Genomic DNA, 20,811 nt, shown 5'->3' with positions numbered 1-20,811 from the left:
CGCTATTTTTATTAGAAAATGCTTTTGTGAAGAAAACAAAGCTAAAAGCTGGCGTTCATCTTAAATAGCATCATTTTAGAACCATAACAAATAGGCTAATGTGCCAATAACAAATACGCTAATAAGATTGAGCAAGATACCCGCTCGGATCATTTCGCGTTGTTTTACTTCGCCTGTACCAAACACAATGGCATTTGGTGGTGTGGCAACTGGTAGCATAAAGGCACAGGATGCGCCTAAACCAATAATAAGGGCTAAGCCTAATTCTGGCATACCTAATGATTGTGCGATAGAGATAAAAATTGGCACTAATAGGGCCGCACTTGCCGTATTTGAGGTAAATTCTGTTAAGAAGATGATAAACGCAGCGACCAACAAGCCGATAAGATAGAAATGCCCTCCTTCAATTAAGAAAACAATACCATCAGCTAAAATACGGCTTGCACCTGAATCACGCAACACGGAACTGAGGGTTAAACCACCTCCGAACAGCATTAACACGCCCCAATCGGTGTTATTTTGTAACTGTTTCCAAGAGGCGACACCTGTGGCACAAATAATTACCGCTGCAAGCAGAGCAATGACGCTGTCAAAACTCACAATTTTTTTCTCTAAACCAAGTAATGAAGAAAGTATAGGATTAATTTTGCTGCTAAATACCCAACATAGCGCAATTAAGATGAAAATCACTAGCGTAATAATACGTTTAGAATTAAATTCAATTTTTTCAAAATCTTGTTTGAAATGTAGATTGAGTTTTGGGCGGAATACCATATATAACGTACCAATCATAATTGGCATTAATAGGAGCATCACAGGAATACCGTAACTCAACCAATCTGAGAAGGTCAGTTTAAGTTGTGTTGCGACAATGTTATTCGGCGGGCTACCCACGAGCGTTCCCATACCACCGATACTGGCACTATACGCAATACCTAATAATACGAATACATAGGTGTTATGCTCACGTTCTTTATCCATTTGGCTTAAAATCCCCATTGCGAGAGGCAGCATCATTGCGGCGGTTGCGGTGTTACTCATCCACATTGATAAAAATGCGGTAATAGTAAAGAGATAAAGCACTGCAACTAATAAGCGACCGCCAGCCAATGCCATAATTTTATTGGCGATCATTCGATCAATATTTTGCTGATGAAGTGCGGTGGCTAATGCAAATCCACCAAAGAAGAGAAAAATATTTGGATCGGCAAAAGCAACCAAAGCCTGTTTGGTGGTGACCAAATCTAGCATAATAGCAAGTAGGGGAACTAAAAGTGCAGTAATTGTTACGTGTAAGGCTTCGGTTAGCCATAATACCGCAATAAACGCTAACATTGCCAAGCCTTTATTTGCTTTGGGATCAAAAGGAAGAAAATTTAATAAAGCAAAGAAAAGCACCATATCGGCAATCAAAATAATGCCATTACGATGTGATGTCGTTTGGGTTGATGTTGTATTCATAGTTATTCCTCTTTATGTGCGTTATTGGTGCTAACCTTTTGGGGTTAGCCATAAAGACAAGCTAACGTTATCAAGTTGTTAATAAAAAGCAATAAAAAAATTGTGGTTTTGTGAAGCAGGTCAGAAAAATAGCTGAATAAACAGTAAAAAGTAGTAATCAAGCAAAAAGATGAAAAAAGCTAGAGTAGAAAAATAATGACAAGAAAAACTTGCCATTATCTTAATCGAATTATTCTTCTTCGGAATCGTCCAACGCTAAAGGCTCTTGCGAAAGGATAATGCCCGTTAAATCTGCATACACATAATCTTCAGGATAAAACGTCACTCCACCAAAATTCACAGGGACATCAACCTCGCCCTGTGTATCGTCACTTGCCCCCACAGGAATTGGGGCAAGGGCTTGAATACCGATATCTAAATTTTCTAACTGTTGAATTTGACGAACCGCACCGTAAACGATAATCCCTTCCCAGCCATTATCTACGGCAAGTTGAGCAAGTTCAGCATCAATCAAGGCTTGACGCACTGCACCACCGCCGTCCACTAATAACACGCGACCTTCACCGTTTTCTTCCAAAATTTCGCCAATTAAGCCATTGCTTTCAAAGCATTTTACGGTGGTAATTTTGCCGTAAAAGGAAGTTAAGCCACCGAAGTTAGAAAAAATCGGTTCTACAACATCAACTTGATCTAAATAAATATCGCAGAGAGTAGAAGTATCAATACACATAAGTTCACCTGTTATACGCTGAAAATGATTGTTCTAGTATATGCCTATTGCTAGCCCACTAGCAAGCCGAAACTAAAAAGTAAGTTAGTTAAAAGGGCGAGCATTGACATTTGCCCAAGCATCGGGCGCAATAATAATGGGTCTTTACTATGATAAACGAAGGCAGCGTGTTTTATTAGTAATGGATAGGCAATAAGGAAAATAAAACTCACTAATTGGTGGAAATTGGCTAAGGCAAAAAGCAGATAACAGATGGCGCCTGTGGCTAATAAAAGGCAATGATAAATCCGCCCTTTTTTTGCACCTAATCGTACGGCTAAGGTATTTTTACCCGCCTTTTTGTCTTGTTCTATATCTCGTAAGTTATTGATATTCAAAACGGCGGTAGCAAATAATCCAGTTGCAAGTGCGGGTAAAAAAATCATCAAATTTAGTTGGTGAGTTTGCAAATAATAGGTCCCACATACCCCCAAAATCCCAAAAAATAACAACACGGAAATATCGCCTAATCCCATATAACCATAGGGCTTTGCACCTACGGTATAAGTAATCGCTGCAATAATGGCAAGACCACCTAACAGGGAAAAGGCCAAGAGATCAGCATAACTTTGATAAGCTATGGCAATTAACAGAAAGCCGAAAAATAAACTGGCTAAAATGAGGGCAATTAATCCTTTTTTCAGTTGCTTTGCACTAATCACGCCGTGTTGAATACCACGCAATGGTCCGATACGCTCTGCGGTATCACTGCCTTTTTGGTGATCGCCATAATCATTGGCAAAGTTAGAAAGAATTTGTAACAACAAGGTGGTAATCAAACATAATAGACTGATTTGCCAGCTAAATTTATGATCCCAGTAGGCAAGCGCTGTCCCCATAACAATTGAGGCAGCGGCTAAAGGTAGGGTTTTCGGTCTTGCTGTTTCCACCCACATTTTAATGACTTGTTTATCCATATTTTTCACTATCTTTCTAAATTCTAATTTTGGCGTAAAATATTCCAAAGAATTGGCTATTGTACTCATTTATCTTCGCCATTTTAACTGTTTAAGGAAAATATGTCGCAACTTAATTTAACCCTTTCCCCTATCGGAATCATTCATAGCCCTTATAAAGAGAAATTTTCCGTGCCACGCCAACCTAATTTAGTGCAAGATGGGGTTGGCACAATCCGCTTACTACCGCCTTATAACCAACCTGAGGCAGTACGTGGTTTAGAACACTTTTCTCATTTATGGCTTATTTTCCAGTTTGATAAAGTCCCCGTAGGCAAATGGCAGCCGACAGTTCGTCCACCACGCCTTGGCGGTAATCAACGCATAGGCGTATTTGCTTCACGCGCGACACATCGCCCAAATCCACTTGGTTTGTCTAAAGTTGAATTAACGGGGATAGAAATAAATAAGGGGCAAGTATTACTTCATTTAGGTGCTATTGATTTAGTTGATGGCACGCCAATTTTTGACATTAAACCTTATCTTGCCTATGCCGACAGTGAACAGAATGCAAAATCAAGCTTTGCCCAACACCCCCCAGAAGCAAAATTACAGGTTGTTTTCTCACCCAAAGCGCAAACGCAATTAGTCAAGTGCAGTGCAAAATACCCAAATTTTCAGCGTTTCATTAGCGAAGTGCTACAACAAGATCCCCGTCCTGCGTATCACCAAGCGAGTACCTCTGAGCGAATTTATGGAATGCGATTGTATGATTTTAATATTCGTTGGTTGGTGAAAAATGGCGCGTGGGTGGAAGTGATTGATATTGAAGAATCAGAATAGGGCGAGCTACTATAAAAAAGCGTTCAAATATCAGCAAGTTGAACGCTTTTTAAAATCTTACATTAATACGTTGTAAACTACCCCAGCTAACACTGCTCCTGTAATTGGACCTAATACAGGTACCCAGCTATATTGCCAATCTGCTGATGTGTTTAAGGTTTTACCTAATAATCCAAGGGTTAAGCGAGGCCCGAGATCTCGTGCAGGGTTGATCGCATAACCTGTTGTACCACCTAAACTTAAACCAATTGCCCATACTAAAATAGCGACGGGTAATGCGCCGAGAGAGCCTAATCCGATAGGCGTTGTGGTGCCTTCTGGAAAATCAAGGCTTGCACCGGAGAGATAGAAAATCACAAATAATAAAACAAAGGTGCCAATTACTTCACTGATAAAATTGCTAGCATAGTTGCGTATAGCCGGTTCTGTGCAGAAACACGCACGTTTTGCACCTTGATCTTCCGTTGCGGTGAAATGATCTTTATAGAACGTATAAACGAGTAATGCGCCGAACATTCCTCCTGCGATTTGTGCCACAATATAGCCGAAAATCATTGATGGATCGAAACTCCCAATAACTGCCAAGCCAAGGGTTACGGCAGGGTTAAGATGCGCACCACTGTAAGGCCCTGTTACAACGACTGCCACATAAACAGCAAAGGCCCAAGCGGTGGTAATGACAATCCATCCTGAACTTTGTCCTTTGGTTTTATTTAAGCATACATTAGCAACCACGCCATTACCCATTAAAATCAGTAATGCGGTACCAATAAATTCCGCCAGATAAGCATTCATAATGCACTCCTTTTCATCTTTTCGTTTGCTCTGTGATTTTCTTTCGTTTAGAACCAAAAAGGCATTTTTGAATATTATTGGTGCGTATTTCATTATTAATAGAAATGTGTTTAAAGCAATACTTTTTATAAGGATTTAGCGACTTTTTATCTAATTTGTTAGCTTGATCACATTTTTAATTTATTGATTAATATTGAAATATAAAAAATAACTCATAAGAAGTAGAGGGAGAAATATTTTGTGAAACAGATCAAATTTTTACATATTGATTATTTTAAATTTGAGCGTTTTCGATTATTTTTTATTTTTAGTAATTCTTTCGTTTTAGCTCAAAAAAGGTTTCGGATAGTAAGATTGGTGCGACATTTTACTCATCTCATAAATAAAAGAGGACTGAATTATGGCAGAAAAAAAATACATCATCGCTTTAGATCAAGGTACAACAAGTTCCCGAGCGGTATTGCTCGATCATAATGCTAATGTGGTTGAAATTGCTCAACGTGAATTTACCCAAATTTATCCTCAAGCAGGCTGGGTAGAACATAATCCAATGGAAATTTGGGCAACACAAAGTTCAACGTTAAATGAAGTTGTTGCCAAAGCAGGGATTTCTTCTGATAGCATTGCTGCAATAGGGATTACAAACCAACGTGAAACAACCATTGTATGGGAAAAAGAGACGGGAAAACCCGTTTACAATGCGATTGTATGGCAATGCCGACGTACCGCTGAGATTACCGATAAATTAAAACAAGAAGGCTATGAAGATTATATTCGCAAAACCACGGGGCTTGTCGTCGATCCTTATTTCTCAGGAACAAAAGTTAAGTGGATTTTGGATAATGTCGAAGGTGCAAGAGAAAAAGCTGAACGTGGCGAATTACTTTTTGGTACGGTAGATACTTGGCTTGTGTGGAAACTCACCCAAGGACGTGTTCACGTTACGGATTACACCAATGCCTCTCGCACAATGCTGTTTAACATTCATACCAAACAATGGGATGACAAAATGCTCGACATTTTGGATATTCCAAAATCAATGCTCCCCGAAGTACGTAATTCTTCAGAAATCTACGGGCAAACCAATATCGGCGGAAAAGGTGGCGTGCGTATTCCCGTGGCGGGTATTGCAGGCGACCAGCAAGCGGCGCTTTATGGACATCTTTGTGTTCACGCAGGGCAAGCCAAAAATACCTATGGTACTGGCTGCTTTATGTTAATGCACACGGGGGATAAAGCCGTTCAATCACAAAATGGCTTACTCACCACCATTGCTTGTAATGCCAAAGGTGAGCCAGAATATGCCTTAGAAGGATCAATTTTTATGGGGGGCGCATCAATTCAATGGTTGCGTGATGAACTTAAAATTGTTCACGATAGTTTCGACAGCGAATATTTCGCACAGAAAGTGCCAGATTGTAACGGTGTCTATGTAGTTCCTGCCTTTACAGGCTTGGGCGCACCTTACTGGGATCCTTATGCTCGTGGTGCAATTTTGGGCTTATCTCGTGGCGCAAATCGCAATCACATTGTTCGTGCAACACTTGAGTCTATCGCTTATCAAACTCGTGATGTATTGGAAGCAATGCAATCTGATTCAGGGGAAAAACTGAAATCCTTGCGAGTGGATGGCGGTGCCACAGCCAATAATTTTCTCATGCAATTCCAAGCCGATATTCTTAACACCCCTGTTGAACGTCCTGTCGTGAAAGAGGTTACTGCATTAGGTGCAGCATATCTTGCCGGACTTGCCACAGGATTTTGGAAAGATTTAGACGAGCTACGTGATAAAGCCGATGTGGAACGTACTTTCCTACCTGATGACGATGAAGCTAAACGAGCAAAACGTTATAAAGGCTGGAAAAAAGCAGTCAAACGTGCCTTAGAATGGGAGAAAGAGGAAGATTAGCATTAACATTTCTTCTTGGAAAAAGTGCGGTGGTTTTTCACCGCACTTCTTATATGGGAGTTTTATAGATTGTTATTTTTTAGAGCTATATTTTTTGTGGTACGATACGAAGAGATATTTATCTAAACACGATTATTTTTTCATCATAAGCTAAGGATAATCCAATGCAAAGATTTTCACCAAAACTCACTTTAGGGGCGATATTAGTTGCCTGTTACTCGCAAGCGAATGCGATCGATTTAACTTGTTCTAATCAATATGGGTGTAATATTGATACGAATATAGGAAGTAACCAATATTTTATTTACGAGCCTTCATTTGAGATAAGTGGAGAGCGTAAATTATTATCATCAGGCAATTTCCCAACAGATACACAGGAAGCGGTTAATCTTACTGTTTTTGGAGGAAACTATAAAAACAGAGGCGTAACTACCAATCGAATAAGGGAAAATGGAAAAGAATTTGCAGGTGTATTATTTTCTATTGATCCTAACGCATTACATAATCAGATTACCCTTAAAGACGGTGTTTCTGCGATTTTAGAGCGTTATGCTAACGAGTCCGGTGTTATTTTATCCTTATACAAGGGAGATCGCGGTGTCATTGAACAGGGAGTGACATTGACGATAGGTTCAAGTATTGAACAACTTAATGGTACGCCTGAGGCATATGGTGGTACGGCAATTCATTTGCAGGAGGCTGAAAAGCTCATTGTTAATGGAGGAAAAATTCTATTAAATAGTTATGGTAGTGAAGGGATTAGTGCGAATAATTCTACGCTAAAAATAGATAATTTGGCTATTCTGATGAATGCAGCGCAAACAAATGCCATATCAAACTTCGGGGGAATAAATTTTGAAGGAAATAAGTTATCAATAACAGGAAATCAAGATGGACAGTTTGCGTTTGATCTTGCAAAAGAAGTTGAAAACCAAATTACTTTAAATTTAACTAATAGCCAAATATCTTTAAATAATAAAAGCAACGTTCTTAAGTTAGAGGGTCCAACAAGAGGAGATGAAGCTAAGCAATTAGTTTCTAAAATAACCTTTAAAGATAATACTATTTCAGCTGGTACTTTCTTTCATTATATTACTGAGAATGCAAGAAAAGATGTCATTGATCTTCAAATTAATGGCGGTGAAATTAAAACGGAGCAATTAATTAATATTAATGATCAGCATATTATTGATATGACTAGAGAAGAAGAACCTGATGCGCCTGAAATTACCAACAATTTATCTCTAAAAATCCAAGCCGATCAAGGCGCGAAATTGCAAGGTGTGAGTTATATTAACCCTAATTACGAACACGGTACGGTGGATTTAACTTTAAATGGTAATAGCCAGTGGAAATTTAAAGGTGATAGCACGCTAGATAATCTCAGTGTGAATAATTCGACAGTTGAGTTTGAGCCTGATTCCGCATTCCACACTTTAACAATTAATAAAGATTTATCTGGCAACGGTGAATTTATTTTAAATTCAGATTTAGCTTCTGAAAACGCTGATCAAATTATTGTGAAAGGCAGTGTAACAGGTAATCATCGTTTACAAGTGCGAAATTCTCGCAATGAACCCAAAAAAGAAAATGGCAAAGTTATTCTGGTTAAAACCAATTCAGGTGATGGCGTATTCAGTTTAAAAGATAAACCTTATGTCGATGCTGGAATTTATCGCTATGAATTAGCGAAAGATAATAATAATTGGGTATTGGCGCATAAAGGCAAATCAACCAATACTGAAGAACCGCAACCGCAACCGCAACCGCAACCGCAACCGCAACCGCAACCGCAACCGCAACCGCAACCGCAACCGCAACCGCAACCGCAACCGCAACCGCAACCGCAACCGCAACCGCAACCGAGCGATGAGGGAGAAAGAACATTTAGTCAATATGCCAATAATGTGATTTCAATTCAACAAGCGGCAAGAGCTTATTTATATACTCAAGGGGAAATTGTTAGCAACCGTGTTAGTTTCTTACATAACACTGAGCGCCTAACAGGGTTCTGGGTACAAAATAGCAATAATTGGAGTGAAGTGGATTCTTATCAAACACTTTTAGCTAATACATCAGGCTTTAAACAGCGCAATCATTTGCTGACCGTAGGTTATGATGTGCATTTTGTCAATCAAGAGACTTCTTACTATGCAGGGCTTTATACGGGGCTTGGTCAAGGAAAAATTGATTTCAAGAAAGATTATGGCAGTGCGAAAATTAAAGGTAATCATATAGGGGTTTATGGAGGAATGCAGTGGCAAAATGGCTTATTCCTTGATACTGATTACAGCTACAACCGCTTACGCTTAAGTGGTGATGAAGTTGATAAACAAAGCTTCAATGCTCATAGCTTACGCCTTGGTACAGGTATTAAATTACCGATGTTTACTAATTGGAATGTTGTACCACAAGCGAGCATATCGGCAACCAAATTCAATGGCAACACAACTTACCGTAGCAAATTGGGCGCTCAATTTATGGGAAATTTTGCGCTTTCATCGGTTAGTCTAAAACCTTACGCGGGTGTTTATTGGCTAAATGATTTTGGTTCAAATGATATTGTGATCAATCAGTCCAAAGCTAATATTCAATCATTTGGTAACCGCGCCCAACTTGAATTAGGCGCTGCATTGAAAACTGTATTTGGTTCTTTTGATGTTTCATTGAAAAATGAAATGGGGAGTCGCTATAGAGAGAATGTACAGCTCAATCTAGGGTATAGCTATCAATGGTAATTGGCTCAGAATAAAAGTGCGGTAGTTTTTTATTAAATTTTTAAACCGCATATAAGAGAAAAGGCAGTGTATCAATCTTTAATTGAACACTGCCTTTTTAGTATGAAATAAAATAAGCCTTATTTCACAAACTCACTAAATGTTAATTCATAATGGTCGCCATCTTTATCATAAGAAATATAACGAGGGAATTGCTCACCACGATATTTTTTTACCACAAAAGATTTTTCGCCAGTGCGGAATTGATAAGTGATTTCTGTTTGTGATTGATTTTGAATTTTTACTTGTCGTTCGCTTTGTTTTACGAAGACATTTTTCATCGGATATAATTTTTTGCCGTTAGTAATTTGGAAATTTTTCGGTAATTTGTCGTAATAGCTAAGCTGGAATGCTACCGTGAATAAATCAAAGGTTGGCATTTCAAGTGGCTCGCTTTTCAAACCATTTTTCACTTTACCATAAGCAATTTCATTGCCTTTGATAATCGTTTTTGCATAAGGTTTACCGTTACGTACATCTTGGTAATTGGTCATTTTGAAATCCGTTTTACTTTGCATCCCAACGGATTTAAATTCAATGTTATACAGCGGAATATTGATCTTAGCATCAACGTGATATTGCGATCCGTTGGCGTTAAAATGCACATAGGCAGGCATTAAATAATTTGAGCTATATTTGATATTGGTATCTAAATTTGCCCACGCATTAGGCAAAGCAAACAAGCTAAGCAAAAGCACTTTGAGTCGTTTCATTAAAATTCCTTTGAATATTTATTAAATGAAGTGTTTATTTAGATGACATTACACAATAATAGTTCATTGTAAAAGAAAGTGCGGTGAAAATTAGGCGAGTTTTTCGCCTAATTTAATGTTAAAAGTGAATTAACGCGCAACGAAGCCGATGGCTTTATAGACTGCGTCTAATGTAGCTTTCGCACGTGCTTGCGCTTTTTCCGCCCCTTCTGCGGCGATTTTATGCAATAAGGCTTCATCATTGCGGAAGTGGTGATAGCGTTCTTGTAATTGTGTGAGCATTGCAGATACTTCATCGGCGACGGCAGTTTTTAAATGACCATACATTTTGCCTTCAAACTCTGCTTCTAATTCAGCAATACTTTTGCCTGTAATGCCTGCCAAAATATCTAATAAGTTGGATACCCCAGCTTTATTTTTTACGTCATAGCGAATGACAGGTGGCTCATCAGAATCGGTAACCGCACGTTTGATTTTTTTCACCACTGATTTTGGATCTTCTAACAGCCCAATCACGTTATTGCGATTTTCGTCTGATTTAGACATTTTTTTCTCAGGCTCAAGTAACGACATCACGCGCGCGCCCGCTTTTGGAATAAACACTTCTGGAATAGCAAAATGTTCACCATAAAGTGCGTTGAAACGTTGGGCAATATCACGGGTGATTTCTAAATGTTGCTTTTGATCTTCCCCTACTGGTACTTGGTTGGTTTGGTAAAGTAAAATATCTGCTGCCATTAAAACTGGATAGGTAAATAAGCCAACGTTGACATTTTCAGCGTGGCGTGCTGATTTATCTTTAAACTGCGTCATTCGTCCCATTTCGCCAAAATAGGTATAGCAATTTAGCACCCACGCAAGTTGGGCGTGTTCTGGAACGTGCGATTGAATAAAAATGGTGCTTTTTTCAGGATCAATACCACAGGCTAAATATAATGCCAGCACATCAAGGGTTGCTGAATGTAATTTTTGTGGATCTTGACGTACGGTGATTGCGTGTTGATCCACGATACAAAATAAGCATTCATAATCTTCTTGCATTTTTACCCATTGGCGTAATGCGCCTAGGTAGTTACCGATGGTTAATTCACCAGAGGGCTGAACGCCGCTAAATACGATAGGTTTGGTCATTGTTATATCCTTTTTGAATCACATTAAACAATTTGCAGAATTTGTGCGAAGTCATCAAACACCCAATCAGGGTGGGCTTCTGCAATAGGAATATTATAATTGTAGCCGTAAGTTAATCCTACCACTGGGCAACCTGCAGAAGTGGCAGCGATAATGTCATTTTTTGAATCCCCTACAAATAACATTTGTTTTGGGTATAAGCCAAATTTACCGCATAAATAATAAAGGGGGGCAGGGTGCGGTTTTATTTGTGGTAAAGATTGTCCGCCCAAGGTTTCGCTAAATAAATGATCAATACCAAAGGCTTTTAGTACAGGAAGAACGTGCTGGGTTGGTTTATTTGTTACCACAGCTAAAATAAAGCCACGCTCTTTTAATGCGGTGAGTGTTTCTTTCACATTTGGGTATAAGCGGCTGAGATTACACAGGTTTTCACCATAATAAACATTAAAGCGAGTTTTTACTTGCTCAATTTCTACCGCACTTAATGTTTTGCCTGTTTGTGCCACAGCCCATTCTAACGCTCGTGCAATTAATACGCCAGCACCATTGCCGATCCAAGTGAGTACCAATTCTTCCGGTGCTGAGGGTAAATTCACTTCGTTTAAAGCTGAATTGACTGAAAGGGCTAAATCGGGCAGGCTGTTCACCAACGTGCCGTCTAAATCGAAACCAATAAGTTTAAATTGTGATGTCATTATTTGCTTACCTTACTTAATTCTTGACGCATTTGGTCAATGACTTTTTGATAATCGGGTTGATCGAAAATGGCTGATCCTGCCACAAAGGTATCTGCGCCTGCGCGTGCAATTTCTGCAATGTTATTCACTTTCACACCGCCATCGACTTCCAAACGAATATCGAAACCGCTTTCATCAATGCGTTGGCGTGCTTGTTTTAATTTTTCAAGGGTAGAAGGAATAAAAGACTGACCGCCAAAACCGGGATTGACTGACATCAGTAAAATCATATCGACTTTATCCATAACATAGTCTAAATAGCTTAATGGCGTAGCGGGATTAAATACCAAGCCCGCTTTACAGCCATTATCACGGATAAGTTGTAACGATCGATCAATATGCTCTGTGGCTTCAGGGTGAAAGGTGATGTAATTTGCCCCAGCTTTAGCAAAATCAGGGATTAAACGATCTACCGGTTTCACCATTAAATGCACATCAATGGGCGCACTGATACCATAATCTCGCAAGGCTTTACACACTGCAGGGCCAAAGGTTAAATTCGGTACATAGTGGTTATCCATTACATCAAAATGAATTAAATCTGCACCGCACTTTAGTACGTTCTCGACATCTTCACCTAAGCGAGCGAGATCGGCAGATAAAATGGAAGGTGCAATTAAAAAAGGTTTCATTTTATCCCTCTAGATAGGCTGAAAATAAGTGTCGATAGTGTACTACTTAATCGCATAAAGTTTAAGGAAATTTCCCCTTTCTGATTGATTATTTTCACATAAGGCTTTTATAATCGCCGTTATTAGATAAATAGGGAGTAAGGAATGGAATTTTATCTGCAAGGCTTTTTAATGTGTTTTGGGCTTATCGCCACCATTGGCGCACAAAACACATTTTTACTGAAACAAGGATTGCTCAAACAGCACGTTTTAGTACTATGCACGCTCTTTTTTCTCTGTGATTGCTTGCTTTTCTCTCTCGGGGTATTTGGCTTGGGGCATTTTATTAGCCAAGAAAAAATCGCCAGTGTGGCATTAGCTTTGGTGGGGGGATTATTTTTACTCGTTTATGGTGCACGCGCTTTTCTTTCCGCCTATCGTAACAATACCGCCTTGGCATTAGAACAAGGAGCGGCTTTATCATTGAAAAAAACACTGATGATCGCCTTAGCGCTTACCTTTCTCAATCCTCACGTTTATTTGGATACCATTGTTATCGTAGGTGGTATTGCAGGAACATTAACCACGGAAGATAAAACCGCTTTTCTGCTTGGTACCATTTCCGCGTCTGGATTATGGTTTTTCAGTGTAGGTTATGGTGCAAGATTGCTGATCCCTTTTTTCCAAAGACCGATTACTTGGCGTTTATTAGATTTCTCCACAGGGATCATTATGTGGTTTATTGCTTTTGGCTTAATTAACTATGCTTTAATGTAAAAATAAGAAAACAGTGAAAAGGGCGATGATATTCGCCCTTATTTTTGCGATGATTATTTCCTTACGGCAATTGCTTCAATTTCTATGCCAACATCCTTTGGCAAACGTGCCACTTCTACACAAGAGCGAGCGGGGAAGTTTGGATGATTATTTTCCTTAAAGAAACCTTCATATTCCGCATTGACTGCCGCAAAATCATTCAAATCTTTAACGAAAACCGTTGTTTTTACAATATCTGCGACAGTTAAACCTGCCTGTTCAATAATGGCCTTAACATTTTCTAAAGATTGACGTGCTTGCGCCACAATATCCACCGGCACTTTACCTGTTACGGGATTAACTGGAATTTGCCCTGAAGTTAGCACTAAATTGCCTAAATCCACCGCTTGTACATAAGGACCAATCGCAGCAGGCGCATTTTCTGTATGAATAATTTTTGTCATTTTATTTTCCTTTTAAGTGAAAAAGATGATTTTATTTTATGCAATCTTATGGAAAACTGAAAGGGAAATCTATTTATTTAACTTTCTCATAAAAAAGCACCGCACTTTACTTATTCAACGTAGGGGCGAACCTACGTGTTCACCCATTTTGTTTTGCCATTTATGGTTTAATAAACCGTATTCAGAGATCGTCAAACGGATTTAACGCATTAATTAATCGAATTTCTTCATATTTCGCTAAATCAGTGAGAAAAATTGATCGCTCTTTGATTTTATTTTGTTGTAGCAATTTTGTGCGTTGTGTGCCGATTAAAAGAGGGCTATCAGGGGTGAACCACTGCCCACCTTGTCGGAGTATAAGATTGCCAATGGTGCAATCAGTAATTTTACCTTGTTTAACAATAATAATTTCATCACAATTGCCTTTTTGCTTCAGCAATTCGTTGAAAATAGTACGGTCGCTATATTTCAAATGGTAGTCAATCTCATCACAAATCACGGGTTGAAAATGCCGGTAGCCTTTGCGCTGATAAGGGAAACATTGAAGGCGATACTGCTCGGCATTGTAGTCAATACGACAGCGGACAATGGGACTATGGAGGTTTTTCCAAAGTGCGGTGTTTTTTTGCAGAATTTTTTCGAGGGAAAAAATTGTATAAGGTTGGTTGGCATAAAATTCGCTCACACTTTGTGCATAACGTTGTTGGTGTAAAGCCAGATTTTGCACTTGCCCGTTTTCAATGCACAGGGTTTCAAATAGGGGGAAATCCATTAGTTCGTTCCTTTTTGTGCTTTAAGTGGCACATAAATTTTCTCTAATAATTCTTGATATTCTTGTTCTGCGTTGCTTTGAATCGTAATCCCTCCACCACTATGGAAAGAGTATTGTCCGTTTTGCTGTGAAATAAAACGAATTGCAACCGCACTTTCAAGACTTTCGCCATTAAAAATGCCAAACACGCCCGTGTAATAACCCCGTTGCCCTAATTCTGCTTGTTGAATGGTAGCAACGGTTTTTTCTTTTGGTGCGCCACTGATCGATCCTGCGGGTAAAAGCTGGCTGAGTATTGTACCAATATGCGCCTGCCAGTTTGTGTTAAGATCTGCACGAATCTCTGAACTTGTCTGCCAAATTGCCCCACGTTCGGTAATAATCTTTTCTAAATATCGAAAACGCGTTACTTGCACATTTTGCCCTACCATAGCAAGGTCATTACGCATTAAATCCACAATGGTGTAATGTTCTCGCTGCTCCTTTTCAGAGTTGATTAATTGTTTCTCTGCATCAGGCAAATCCGCATTCATCGTGCCTTTCATTGGATAAGTGAAAATTTGGTTATGTGCAATTTTCACAAATGGCTCAGGCGAAAAACAAACAAACTCTTTTTTAAACAAGAGTTTATATTTCGCCTGTGTGGCAAAAAACAACGTGTTGAGATCATAATTTATTGCAATCGGCGTGGCATAAGTGAGATTGAGTAAATAGGAATTTCCTTGTTGCAATGCCTGCTGAACAATGTCAAAACCTTGCTGATAAGTGGCAAAATCAATAGGAAATTTTTCTAATCTAAAAGGTTTATCTGGGCTTGATTGGGCTGCCATTGGCAAATTATTTTGGCTTGGAAACTCAAACCAAATACCTTGCTCGGCACATTCTGCAAGGGGGCAAATAATGGGGTGTTGCTGTTCAAAATCGATCAAAAAGAAAAAAGGAATATGTTGAGCGCCTAAGTGGTTAGCACGTTGCACAAAGTAATCAAATGGCATAGGAACAATAAATCAAGTAAGATAGCAAAATGTCATCATTGTAGTGAATCCATAAGATGAACACAAATTTATTAATTATCAATAATCACGACTCTTTTACCTACAATTTGGTGGATTTAATTCGCCAGTTTGACGTGCCATTTTCCGTGCAAAATGTAGAGCATTTAAGCCTTGATGAAGTAGAAAATTTCAGCCACATTTTAATTTCTCCGGGGCCTGATGTTCCTCGTGCTTATCCACAACTGTTTGCAATGTTGGAACGCTATCAGCACAGTAAATCTATTTTGGGCGTTTGTCTTGGACATCAAACTTTATGTGAGTTTTTTGGGGCAACGTTATATAATTTAGCGCAGGTGCGACACGGGCAGGCAAAGCAGATCAAAGTGCGGTCAAATTCTGGCTTGTTTTTAGGATTGCCGAGCCAATTTCAAATTGGGCTTTATCATTCGTGGGCGGTATCGAAGCAGAATTTTCCACCTGAATTAGACATTACCGCCACTTGCGAAGAAGGGATCATAATGGCAATGCAACATCGCCATTTACCAATTTTTGGCGTACAATTCCATCCCGAATCTTATATTTCAGCGCAAGGAAAAAGGTTAATTGAAAATTGGTTGAAAACTTGAAGCTATCAATAGGTTATTATTAAATAGTTTTAGGCTATTAAATCTATCATTTATATCCATTTTATTTGTAAGGTATTTATCGTTATCATCATAGGAAATCAAACAGAGGAGAACATACTATGGCAACAAATATCGGTTTAGACAAAGCCACTTCAGAAAAATTAGCGCAAGAACTTAATAACTTACTTGCTACTTACCAAGTCTTTTATATGAACGTGCGCGGTTACCACTGGAATATCAAAGGGGTTAATTTCTTTGAATTACACGCAAAATTTGAAGAAATTTATGATGATTTAGTGGTAAAAGTAGATGAAATTGCAGAGCGTATCCTTACTTTAGGCTACACCCCAAGCAATGCTTTCAGCGAATATTTAACAAAATCGTTAATTAAAGAACATACTGGTGTAAGCGTGGCGCAAGAATGCTTAAGCGGTACCTTATCTGGCTTTAAAACATTACTCAAACAACAGCGTGAAATCTTGGCGTTAGCCGCTGATGCTGATGATGAAGGTACAGCTTCACAAATGAGTGATTACATTAAAGAGCAAGAAAAATTAGTTTGGATGTTTACTGCTGCTTGTGAAACCTGCAACAGCTAATTTTCCAATAAAAAAGCTAACAAAAACCACCGCTCTTTTAAAGTGCGGTGGTTTTTTCATTGATTTTGCTGATTAATACAGATTTACGTCAATCAGCGTTATAGTCAATTAATATTGGCTTGGATCGTAACCGTAGTAGGCATTGGTTAAAATCACTTCCATATCTTCCACTAATGGCAAGCGTGGGTTAGCTGGCGAGCATTGATCTTCAAAGGCAAGCAATGCCACATCGCGACGTGCATCGAGCCAAGTTTGTTCATCAATACCCTGTTCTTTGAAAGACATTTGAATGCCCACGCTAGCTGCTAAATCATAACAAGCTTGCGCGAAAGATTTCACGCCTTCTTCTGGCGTGGCACAAGGTAAGCCTAGCATACGTGCGATTTCTTGGTATTTCACATCGGCTTTATAATGATTATATTTCGGCCAAGTTGCCACTTTTTGCGGACGTGTACCGTTATAACGGATAACGTGCGGCATTAAAATGGCGTTGGTGCGTCCGTGAGGCGTATGGAAACGGCCACCAATTTTATGGGCAAGAGAGTGGTTCATTCCTAAGAACGCATTGGCGAATGCCATTCCTGCCATCGTTGAGGCGTTGTGCATTTTCTCTCTGGCTTCAGGATCTTTTTCTTTTACGGAACGTTCAAGATTTTCAAACACTAATTTAATCGCTTGCAACGCTAAGCCGTCTGTAAAATCGTTGGCTAGTACCGAAACATAGGCTTCCGTTGCGTGAGTTAGCACATCTAACCCTGTATCCGCGGCAACGTGAGCGGGTACGGTCATTACCAGCGCCGGATCGACAATAGCGACCGTTGGGGTGAGTGAATAGTCGGCGATTGGGTATTTTTTATCACCTTCGGTGATCACGGCAAATGGCGTAACTTCAGAACCTGTTCCTGAAGTAGTTGGGATACCGATAAAGCGTGCTTTGCGTCCTAATTGTGGGAATTTAAAGGCGCGTTTACGAATATCCATAAATTTTTGGACGAGATCACGGAAATCTACTTCAGGTTGTTCATAGAATAACCACATTACTTTTGCTGCATCCATTGATGAGCCACCACCTAAGGCAATAATGGTGTCTGGTTTATAGCTACGGATCAATTCAACTCCACGACGTACAGTTTCAATACTTGGATCTGGCTCAACGTCCGCAAATAATTGATAGGTAACGTGGTTGCCACGTGCAGTGATTTGTTTCGCAATTTTTTCTACAAAGCCTAAATCTACCATTGTGCGGTCGGTGATAATTACCACACGTTCCATACCTTTCATTGATTGTAGATATTGGATTGAATCCCGTTCAAAATAGATTTTTGAAGGTACTTTAAACCATTGCATATTATTTCTCCGTCTGCCCACTCGTTTAATATTTAATAAATTCACCGCACTTACGTTGTTACCTACGGAATTTTTACCGTAAGAACCACAACCTAAGGTTAACGATGGCAAGAAGGAGTTATACACATCACCAATCCCCCCAAAGGTAGAAGGTGAGTTCCAAATTACACGAATGGCTTTTACGCATTCACCAAATTCTTTGGCAAGCTCAGTATCTTTTGTGTGAATTGCAGCGGAATGCCCTAATCCGTTAAATTCCACCATTTGCTCAGCTAATTTCACCCCTTCTTCACGAGAATGAGACTTAAGTAAAGCAAGTACAGGAGAAAGTTTCTCGCGCGTGAGCGGTTCTTTTGGCCCAACTTCTTTACATTCAGCTAAAAGAATATTGGTTTTTTCTGGCACTTCAAAACCTGCTTGTTGCGCGATCCAATAGGCGGGTTTACCCACCACATTGGCGTTTAATTTTGCCCCTGCACAGTTTGCACTGTTGGCTTTTGCGCCGAACATAAATTCTTCCAACATTGCTTTTTCTTTTTTATTGACAAGGTAAACGCCGTAAGATTTCATTTCTTTGATGAAGTCATCATAGATTTCAGCATCAACAATCGCCGCTTGTTCAGAGGCACAAATCATTCCATTATCAAAGGCTTTGGACATCACAATATCGTGTACGGCTTGTTGTAGGTCAGCACTTTTTTCGACATAAGCTGGCACATTCCCCGCTCCTACACCAAGGGCTGGTTTACCACAAGAATAAGCGGCTTCAACCATCGCATTCCCACCTGTTGCTAAAATAGTGGCAATACCGGGGTGTTTCATTAGTGCTGATGTGCCTTCCATTGAGGGCGTTTCTATCCATTGCACACAATTTTTAGGCGCACCAGCCGCCACTGCCGCATCATAAACAATACGCGCAGCGTGAGCAGAAGATTGCTGTGCAGAAGGGTGGAAAGCAAAAATAATTGGGTTACGTGTTTTAAGGGCAATGAGGGCTTTAAAAATGGTGGTGGAAGTCGGATTTGTGGTTGGTGTTATCCCACATATCACGCCAACGGGATCAGCAATTTCAGTGATGCCCGTTACATCATCTTCACTAATCACCCCAACGGTTTTCAGATTTCGCATATTATTTACCACATACTCACAGGCAAATAAATTTTTCGTTGCTTTGTCTTCAAACACACCACGCCCTGTTTCTTCATAAGCGTGCATAGCAAGCACACCGTGCTGATCGAGCGCCGCTACCGAGGCTTTCGCCACAATGTAATCAACCTGTTCTTGGTTGAGCTGGAGGAATTCTTCTAAGGCAACTAAGCCTTTTTCCACCAAGGCGTTCACTTCTGCTTGAGCTGGGCTACTTGTGTTTTCAACCACGTTACTCATAATGATTTCTCCTAAAGTTTATAAATTGATAATTTTTTTCTGTGAAAAATTATACCTACTTGGAGGGATAAGTGCTTAAACAATTTTGCATTAAAGACGGAAACGCTGATCTAGATCAAATACTCAAAATACGCTTGTTTTACAATGATTTAACGCTATTTTAACAAATAAAAAATTGCCTTGTTTTTTATAGAGATCCAACCATTCGCAAAGCAAAGTGAAATTAATTTAAAAGATGAAAAAAATAGCTTAAAATTTTAACGCTTGATAATCATTCCTATTTGAGAGAGGTTATGAACGAACGTATTTCTTTTACTAAATTACTCAATTCTTCTATTTTATTCGGCTTTCTAGTATTAGTAGGCTGGTCTGTGGCTTATTGTTATAACTGGGGGTTAGCTTGGTATTATGGTTATCCTTGGGATATCGTTGAAGTGGGCAGAGCAGATATTGCACGCAGCTTATTTCACGTTCTCGGCGTGTCTGCTTTTATGCTTCTTACCTATATTTTAGGTATTAGACTATTGATTTTATTGAAAGATAAGCTCTCTTCATCCCCTTTTAATTTTGTTCGCACCTTATTAACCTGCTTTATTTTAACCTTTCCATTATTTTTGGAAATTACGGTGCTGATCAAAGTGTTTACGCTTTATAGCTTATTAATTTATGTCGCTGGATTGCTTGTAATCAGCCTTCTATTATGCCGTTTTTTCACGCGTTATAATATTTGTATGCTATGGCAATCTCTTGCGAAAAAACAACTCAATATCGTGCCGACCGCAGTGGTGATTTATTTTTACTTTGTGATTCTTGCCTGCCTTGTGGGCTATTTACGCCCTTTCAATAAAGATATGTATCACAAGTTAGAAATTAACGCTGAGCAGTATTTTATTCTGGCTAAAAATTGTAATAGTTTGATCTTAGGTAAAAGCTATGAAAAGGGTGGCAAGGATTTCTATTTAATGCCTTGTCATTATGGTAGCAAAGGTAGCATTTGCCATATTGTTGCAGGAAGTGCAGAAAAATAGCTGATTTCGCTAAAAGCAAAGTGCGGTGGAAAATATCGCACTTTTTTTACTATTTTATGTGTAAAAGTGAGTCTTTTCCTCTTATTATTTACCAATGGTAAAAGAAGTATTCACAGAATTGCGATTTATCTTCTAATTCAGCGGCGTAAAATGCATTTTATAACATAAGTGAATTAAACAGAATTAGGAGCTT

19 protein-coding genes are annotated in these 20,811 nt (G+C 39.2%); 7 read left to right on the top strand and 12 right to left on the bottom strand.

All coding sequences use genetic code 11. The features are described from left to right. Positions 1-75: 75 nt before the first annotated feature. The 3 genes from L5B90_RS04445 to L5B90_RS04435 form a co-directional block, all read right to left on the bottom strand. Complete coding sequence (locus tag L5B90_RS04445; protein WP_250364141.1) at positions 76-1,461, bottom strand: DASS family sodium-coupled anion symporter; 1,386 nt, start codon at positions 1,459-1,461, stop codon at positions 76-78. 229 nt (positions 1,462-1,690) lie between these two features. Further along, positions 1,691-2,191, bottom strand: coding sequence for a ribonuclease E activity regulator RraA (gene rraA, locus L5B90_RS04440; protein ID WP_250350863.1), 501 nt, complete (start codon positions 2,189-2,191; stop codon positions 1,691-1,693). A 50-nt stretch (positions 2,192-2,241) separates the two neighbouring features. Beyond that, positions 2,242-3,147, bottom strand: coding sequence for a 1,4-dihydroxy-2-naphthoate polyprenyltransferase (locus L5B90_RS04435; protein WP_250364535.1), 906 nt, complete (start codon positions 3,145-3,147; stop codon positions 2,242-2,244). A gap of 102 nt (positions 3,148-3,249) precedes the next feature. On the opposite strand from L5B90_RS04435, the gene tsaA reads away from it, so the two are divergent. Next, complete coding sequence (tsaA, locus tag L5B90_RS04430) at positions 3,250-3,969, top strand: tRNA (N6-threonylcarbamoyladenosine(37)-N6)-methyltransferase TrmO (RefSeq protein ID WP_265762251.1); 720 nt, start codon at positions 3,250-3,252, stop codon at positions 3,967-3,969. Between the two features lie 57 nt (positions 3,970-4,026). On the opposite strand, the gene L5B90_RS04425 is transcribed toward tsaA, so the two are convergent. Further along, positions 4,027-4,764 (bottom strand): MIP/aquaporin family protein, encoded by a 738-nt coding sequence (locus L5B90_RS04425; protein WP_250350861.1) that lies wholly within the window; start codon positions 4,762-4,764, stop codon positions 4,027-4,029. A 400-nt stretch (positions 4,765-5,164) separates the two neighbouring features. Here L5B90_RS04425 and glpK point away from each other — a divergent pair, with 400 nt between their 5' ends. Together glpK and L5B90_RS04415 are read left to right on the top strand one after the other, a co-directional pair. Next, on the top strand, positions 5,165-6,673 hold the full coding sequence (gene glpK, locus L5B90_RS04420) for a glycerol kinase GlpK (protein ID WP_250364143.1): 1,509 nt from the start codon (positions 5,165-5,167) through the stop codon (positions 6,671-6,673). Between the two features lie 164 nt (positions 6,674-6,837). Beyond that, the gene (locus L5B90_RS04415) at positions 6,838-9,411 is read left to right on the top strand and encodes an autotransporter outer membrane beta-barrel domain-containing protein (RefSeq protein WP_265762250.1); all 2,574 of its coding nucleotides are present in this window, start codon (positions 6,838-6,840) and stop codon (positions 9,409-9,411) included. Positions 9,412-9,530: 119 nt separating this feature from the next. On the opposite strand, the gene L5B90_RS04410 is transcribed toward L5B90_RS04415, so the two are convergent. From L5B90_RS04410 to rpe, 4 genes are all read right to left on the bottom strand, one after another. Continuing rightward, positions 9,531-10,163, bottom strand: coding sequence for a hypothetical protein (locus L5B90_RS04410; protein ID WP_250364145.1), 633 nt, complete (start codon positions 10,161-10,163; stop codon positions 9,531-9,533). 129 nt (positions 10,164-10,292) lie between these two features. Further along, positions 10,293-11,294 (bottom strand): tryptophan--tRNA ligase, encoded by a 1,002-nt coding sequence (trpS, locus tag L5B90_RS04405; RefSeq protein ID WP_250350857.1) that lies wholly within the window; start codon positions 11,292-11,294, stop codon positions 10,293-10,295. 23 nt (positions 11,295-11,317) lie between these two features. Next, entirely contained in the window at positions 11,318-11,992 is a 675-nt protein-coding gene (locus L5B90_RS04400; protein WP_265762249.1) for a phosphoglycolate phosphatase, read from the bottom strand. Next, positions 11,992-12,666 (bottom strand): ribulose-phosphate 3-epimerase, encoded by a 675-nt coding sequence (gene rpe / locus L5B90_RS04395; protein WP_265754347.1) that lies wholly within the window; start codon positions 12,664-12,666, stop codon positions 11,992-11,994. The genes L5B90_RS04400 and rpe overlap by 1 nt, the downstream gene beginning before the upstream one ends. A 144-nt stretch (positions 12,667-12,810) precedes the next feature. On the opposite strand from rpe, the gene L5B90_RS04390 reads away from it, so the two are divergent. Beyond that, positions 12,811-13,422, top strand: coding sequence for a LysE/ArgO family amino acid transporter (locus L5B90_RS04390; RefSeq protein ID WP_250350854.1), 612 nt, complete (start codon positions 12,811-12,813; stop codon positions 13,420-13,422). Positions 13,423-13,475: 53 nt separating this feature from the next. Here L5B90_RS04390 and L5B90_RS04385 read toward each other — a convergent pair whose 3' ends face one another. The 3 genes from L5B90_RS04385 to L5B90_RS04375 form a co-directional block, all read right to left on the bottom strand. Continuing rightward, positions 13,476-13,865: a RidA family protein gene (locus L5B90_RS04385; protein WP_265762247.1), complete on the bottom strand. Its 390-nt coding sequence runs from the start codon at positions 13,863-13,865 to the stop codon at positions 13,476-13,478. Positions 13,866-14,046: 181 nt separating this feature from the next. Next, complete coding sequence (locus L5B90_RS04380; protein ID WP_265762246.1) at positions 14,047-14,637, bottom strand: aminotransferase class IV family protein; 591 nt, start codon at positions 14,635-14,637, stop codon at positions 14,047-14,049. After that, a complete protein-coding gene (locus L5B90_RS04375; protein ID WP_265762245.1) occupies positions 14,637-15,632 on the bottom strand; it encodes an aminodeoxychorismate synthase component I in 996 nt (331 codons plus the stop codon). Before L5B90_RS04375 ends, L5B90_RS04380 begins: the two co-directional genes overlap by 1 nt. A gap of 56 nt (positions 15,633-15,688) precedes the next feature. On the opposite strand from L5B90_RS04375, the gene L5B90_RS04370 reads away from it, so the two are divergent. Both L5B90_RS04370 and L5B90_RS04365 read left to right on the top strand, forming a co-directional pair. Continuing rightward, complete coding sequence (locus L5B90_RS04370) at positions 15,689-16,258, top strand: anthranilate synthase component II (protein WP_250364152.1); 570 nt, start codon at positions 15,689-15,691, stop codon at positions 16,256-16,258. Positions 16,259-16,377: 119 nt separating this feature from the next. Continuing rightward, positions 16,378-16,857 (top strand): Dps family protein, encoded by a 480-nt coding sequence (locus L5B90_RS04365; protein ID WP_265762244.1) that lies wholly within the window; start codon positions 16,378-16,380, stop codon positions 16,855-16,857. A gap of 108 nt (positions 16,858-16,965) precedes the next feature. Here L5B90_RS04365 and adhE read toward each other — a convergent pair whose 3' ends face one another. Then, positions 16,966-19,590, bottom strand: coding sequence for a bifunctional acetaldehyde-CoA/alcohol dehydrogenase (gene adhE, locus L5B90_RS04360; RefSeq protein WP_265762243.1), 2,625 nt, complete (start codon positions 19,588-19,590; stop codon positions 16,966-16,968). A 293-nt stretch (positions 19,591-19,883) separates the two neighbouring features. Between adhE and L5B90_RS04355 the strand changes: the two genes are divergently transcribed. Continuing rightward, the gene (locus tag L5B90_RS04355; RefSeq protein ID WP_265762241.1) at positions 19,884-20,618 is read left to right on the top strand and encodes a hypothetical protein; all 735 of its coding nucleotides are present in this window, start codon (positions 19,884-19,886) and stop codon (positions 20,616-20,618) included. Positions 20,619-20,811: the final 193 nt, after the last annotated feature.

It is taken from the genome of Avibacterium sp. 20-129, from assembly GCF_026226845.1.
GTDB lineage: Bacteria > Pseudomonadota > Gammaproteobacteria > Enterobacterales > Pasteurellaceae > Avibacterium.
Note: the sequence above shows the minus strand (reverse complement) of the source record. Positions and strands in the feature narration are given on the sequence as shown.

Excerpts from the sequence above, each read along its gene's own strand:
- L5B90_RS04445 (WP_250364141.1), bottom strand. The coding sequence starts at position 1,461 with ATGAATACAACATCAACCCAAACGACATCACATCGTAATGGCATTATT.
- rraA (WP_250350863.1), bottom strand. The coding sequence starts at position 2,191 with ATGTGTATTGATACTTCTACTCTCTGCGATATTTATTTAGATCAAGTT.
- L5B90_RS04435 (WP_250364535.1), bottom strand. The coding sequence starts at position 3,147 with ATGGATAAACAAGTCATTAAAATGTGGGTGGAAACAGCAAGACCGAAA.
- tsaA (WP_265762251.1), top strand. The coding sequence starts at position 3,250 with ATGTCGCAACTTAATTTAACCCTTTCCCCTATCGGAATCATTCATAGC.
- L5B90_RS04425 (WP_250350861.1), bottom strand. The coding sequence starts at position 4,764 with ATGAATGCTTATCTGGCGGAATTTATTGGTACCGCATTACTGATTTTA.
- glpK (WP_250364143.1), top strand. The coding sequence starts at position 5,165 with ATGGCAGAAAAAAAATACATCATCGCTTTAGATCAAGGTACAACAAGT.
- L5B90_RS04415 (WP_265762250.1), top strand. The coding sequence starts at position 6,838 with ATGCAAAGATTTTCACCAAAACTCACTTTAGGGGCGATATTAGTTGCC.
- L5B90_RS04410 (WP_250364145.1), bottom strand. The coding sequence starts at position 10,163 with ATGAAACGACTCAAAGTGCTTTTGCTTAGCTTGTTTGCTTTGCCTAAT.
- trpS (WP_250350857.1), bottom strand. The coding sequence starts at position 11,294 with ATGACCAAACCTATCGTATTTAGCGGCGTTCAGCCCTCTGGTGAATTA.
- L5B90_RS04400 (WP_265762249.1), bottom strand. The coding sequence starts at position 11,992 with ATGACATCACAATTTAAACTTATTGGTTTCGATTTAGACGGCACGTTG.
- rpe (WP_265754347.1), bottom strand. The coding sequence starts at position 12,666 with ATGAAACCTTTTTTAATTGCACCTTCCATTTTATCTGCCGATCTCGCT.
- L5B90_RS04390 (WP_250350854.1), top strand. The coding sequence starts at position 12,811 with ATGGAATTTTATCTGCAAGGCTTTTTAATGTGTTTTGGGCTTATCGCC.
- L5B90_RS04385 (WP_265762247.1), bottom strand. The coding sequence starts at position 13,865 with ATGACAAAAATTATTCATACAGAAAATGCGCCTGCTGCGATTGGTCCT.
- L5B90_RS04380 (WP_265762246.1), bottom strand. The coding sequence starts at position 14,637 with ATGGATTTCCCCCTATTTGAAACCCTGTGCATTGAAAACGGGCAAGTG.
- L5B90_RS04375 (WP_265762245.1), bottom strand. The coding sequence starts at position 15,632 with ATGCCATTTGATTACTTTGTGCAACGTGCTAACCACTTAGGCGCTCAA.
- L5B90_RS04370 (WP_250364152.1), top strand. The coding sequence starts at position 15,689 with ATGAACACAAATTTATTAATTATCAATAATCACGACTCTTTTACCTAC.
- L5B90_RS04365 (WP_265762244.1), top strand. The coding sequence starts at position 16,378 with ATGGCAACAAATATCGGTTTAGACAAAGCCACTTCAGAAAAATTAGCG.
- adhE (WP_265762243.1), bottom strand. The coding sequence starts at position 19,590 with ATGAGTAACGTGGTTGAAAACACAAGTAGCCCAGCTCAAGCAGAAGTG.
- L5B90_RS04355 (WP_265762241.1), top strand. The coding sequence starts at position 19,884 with ATGAACGAACGTATTTCTTTTACTAAATTACTCAATTCTTCTATTTTA.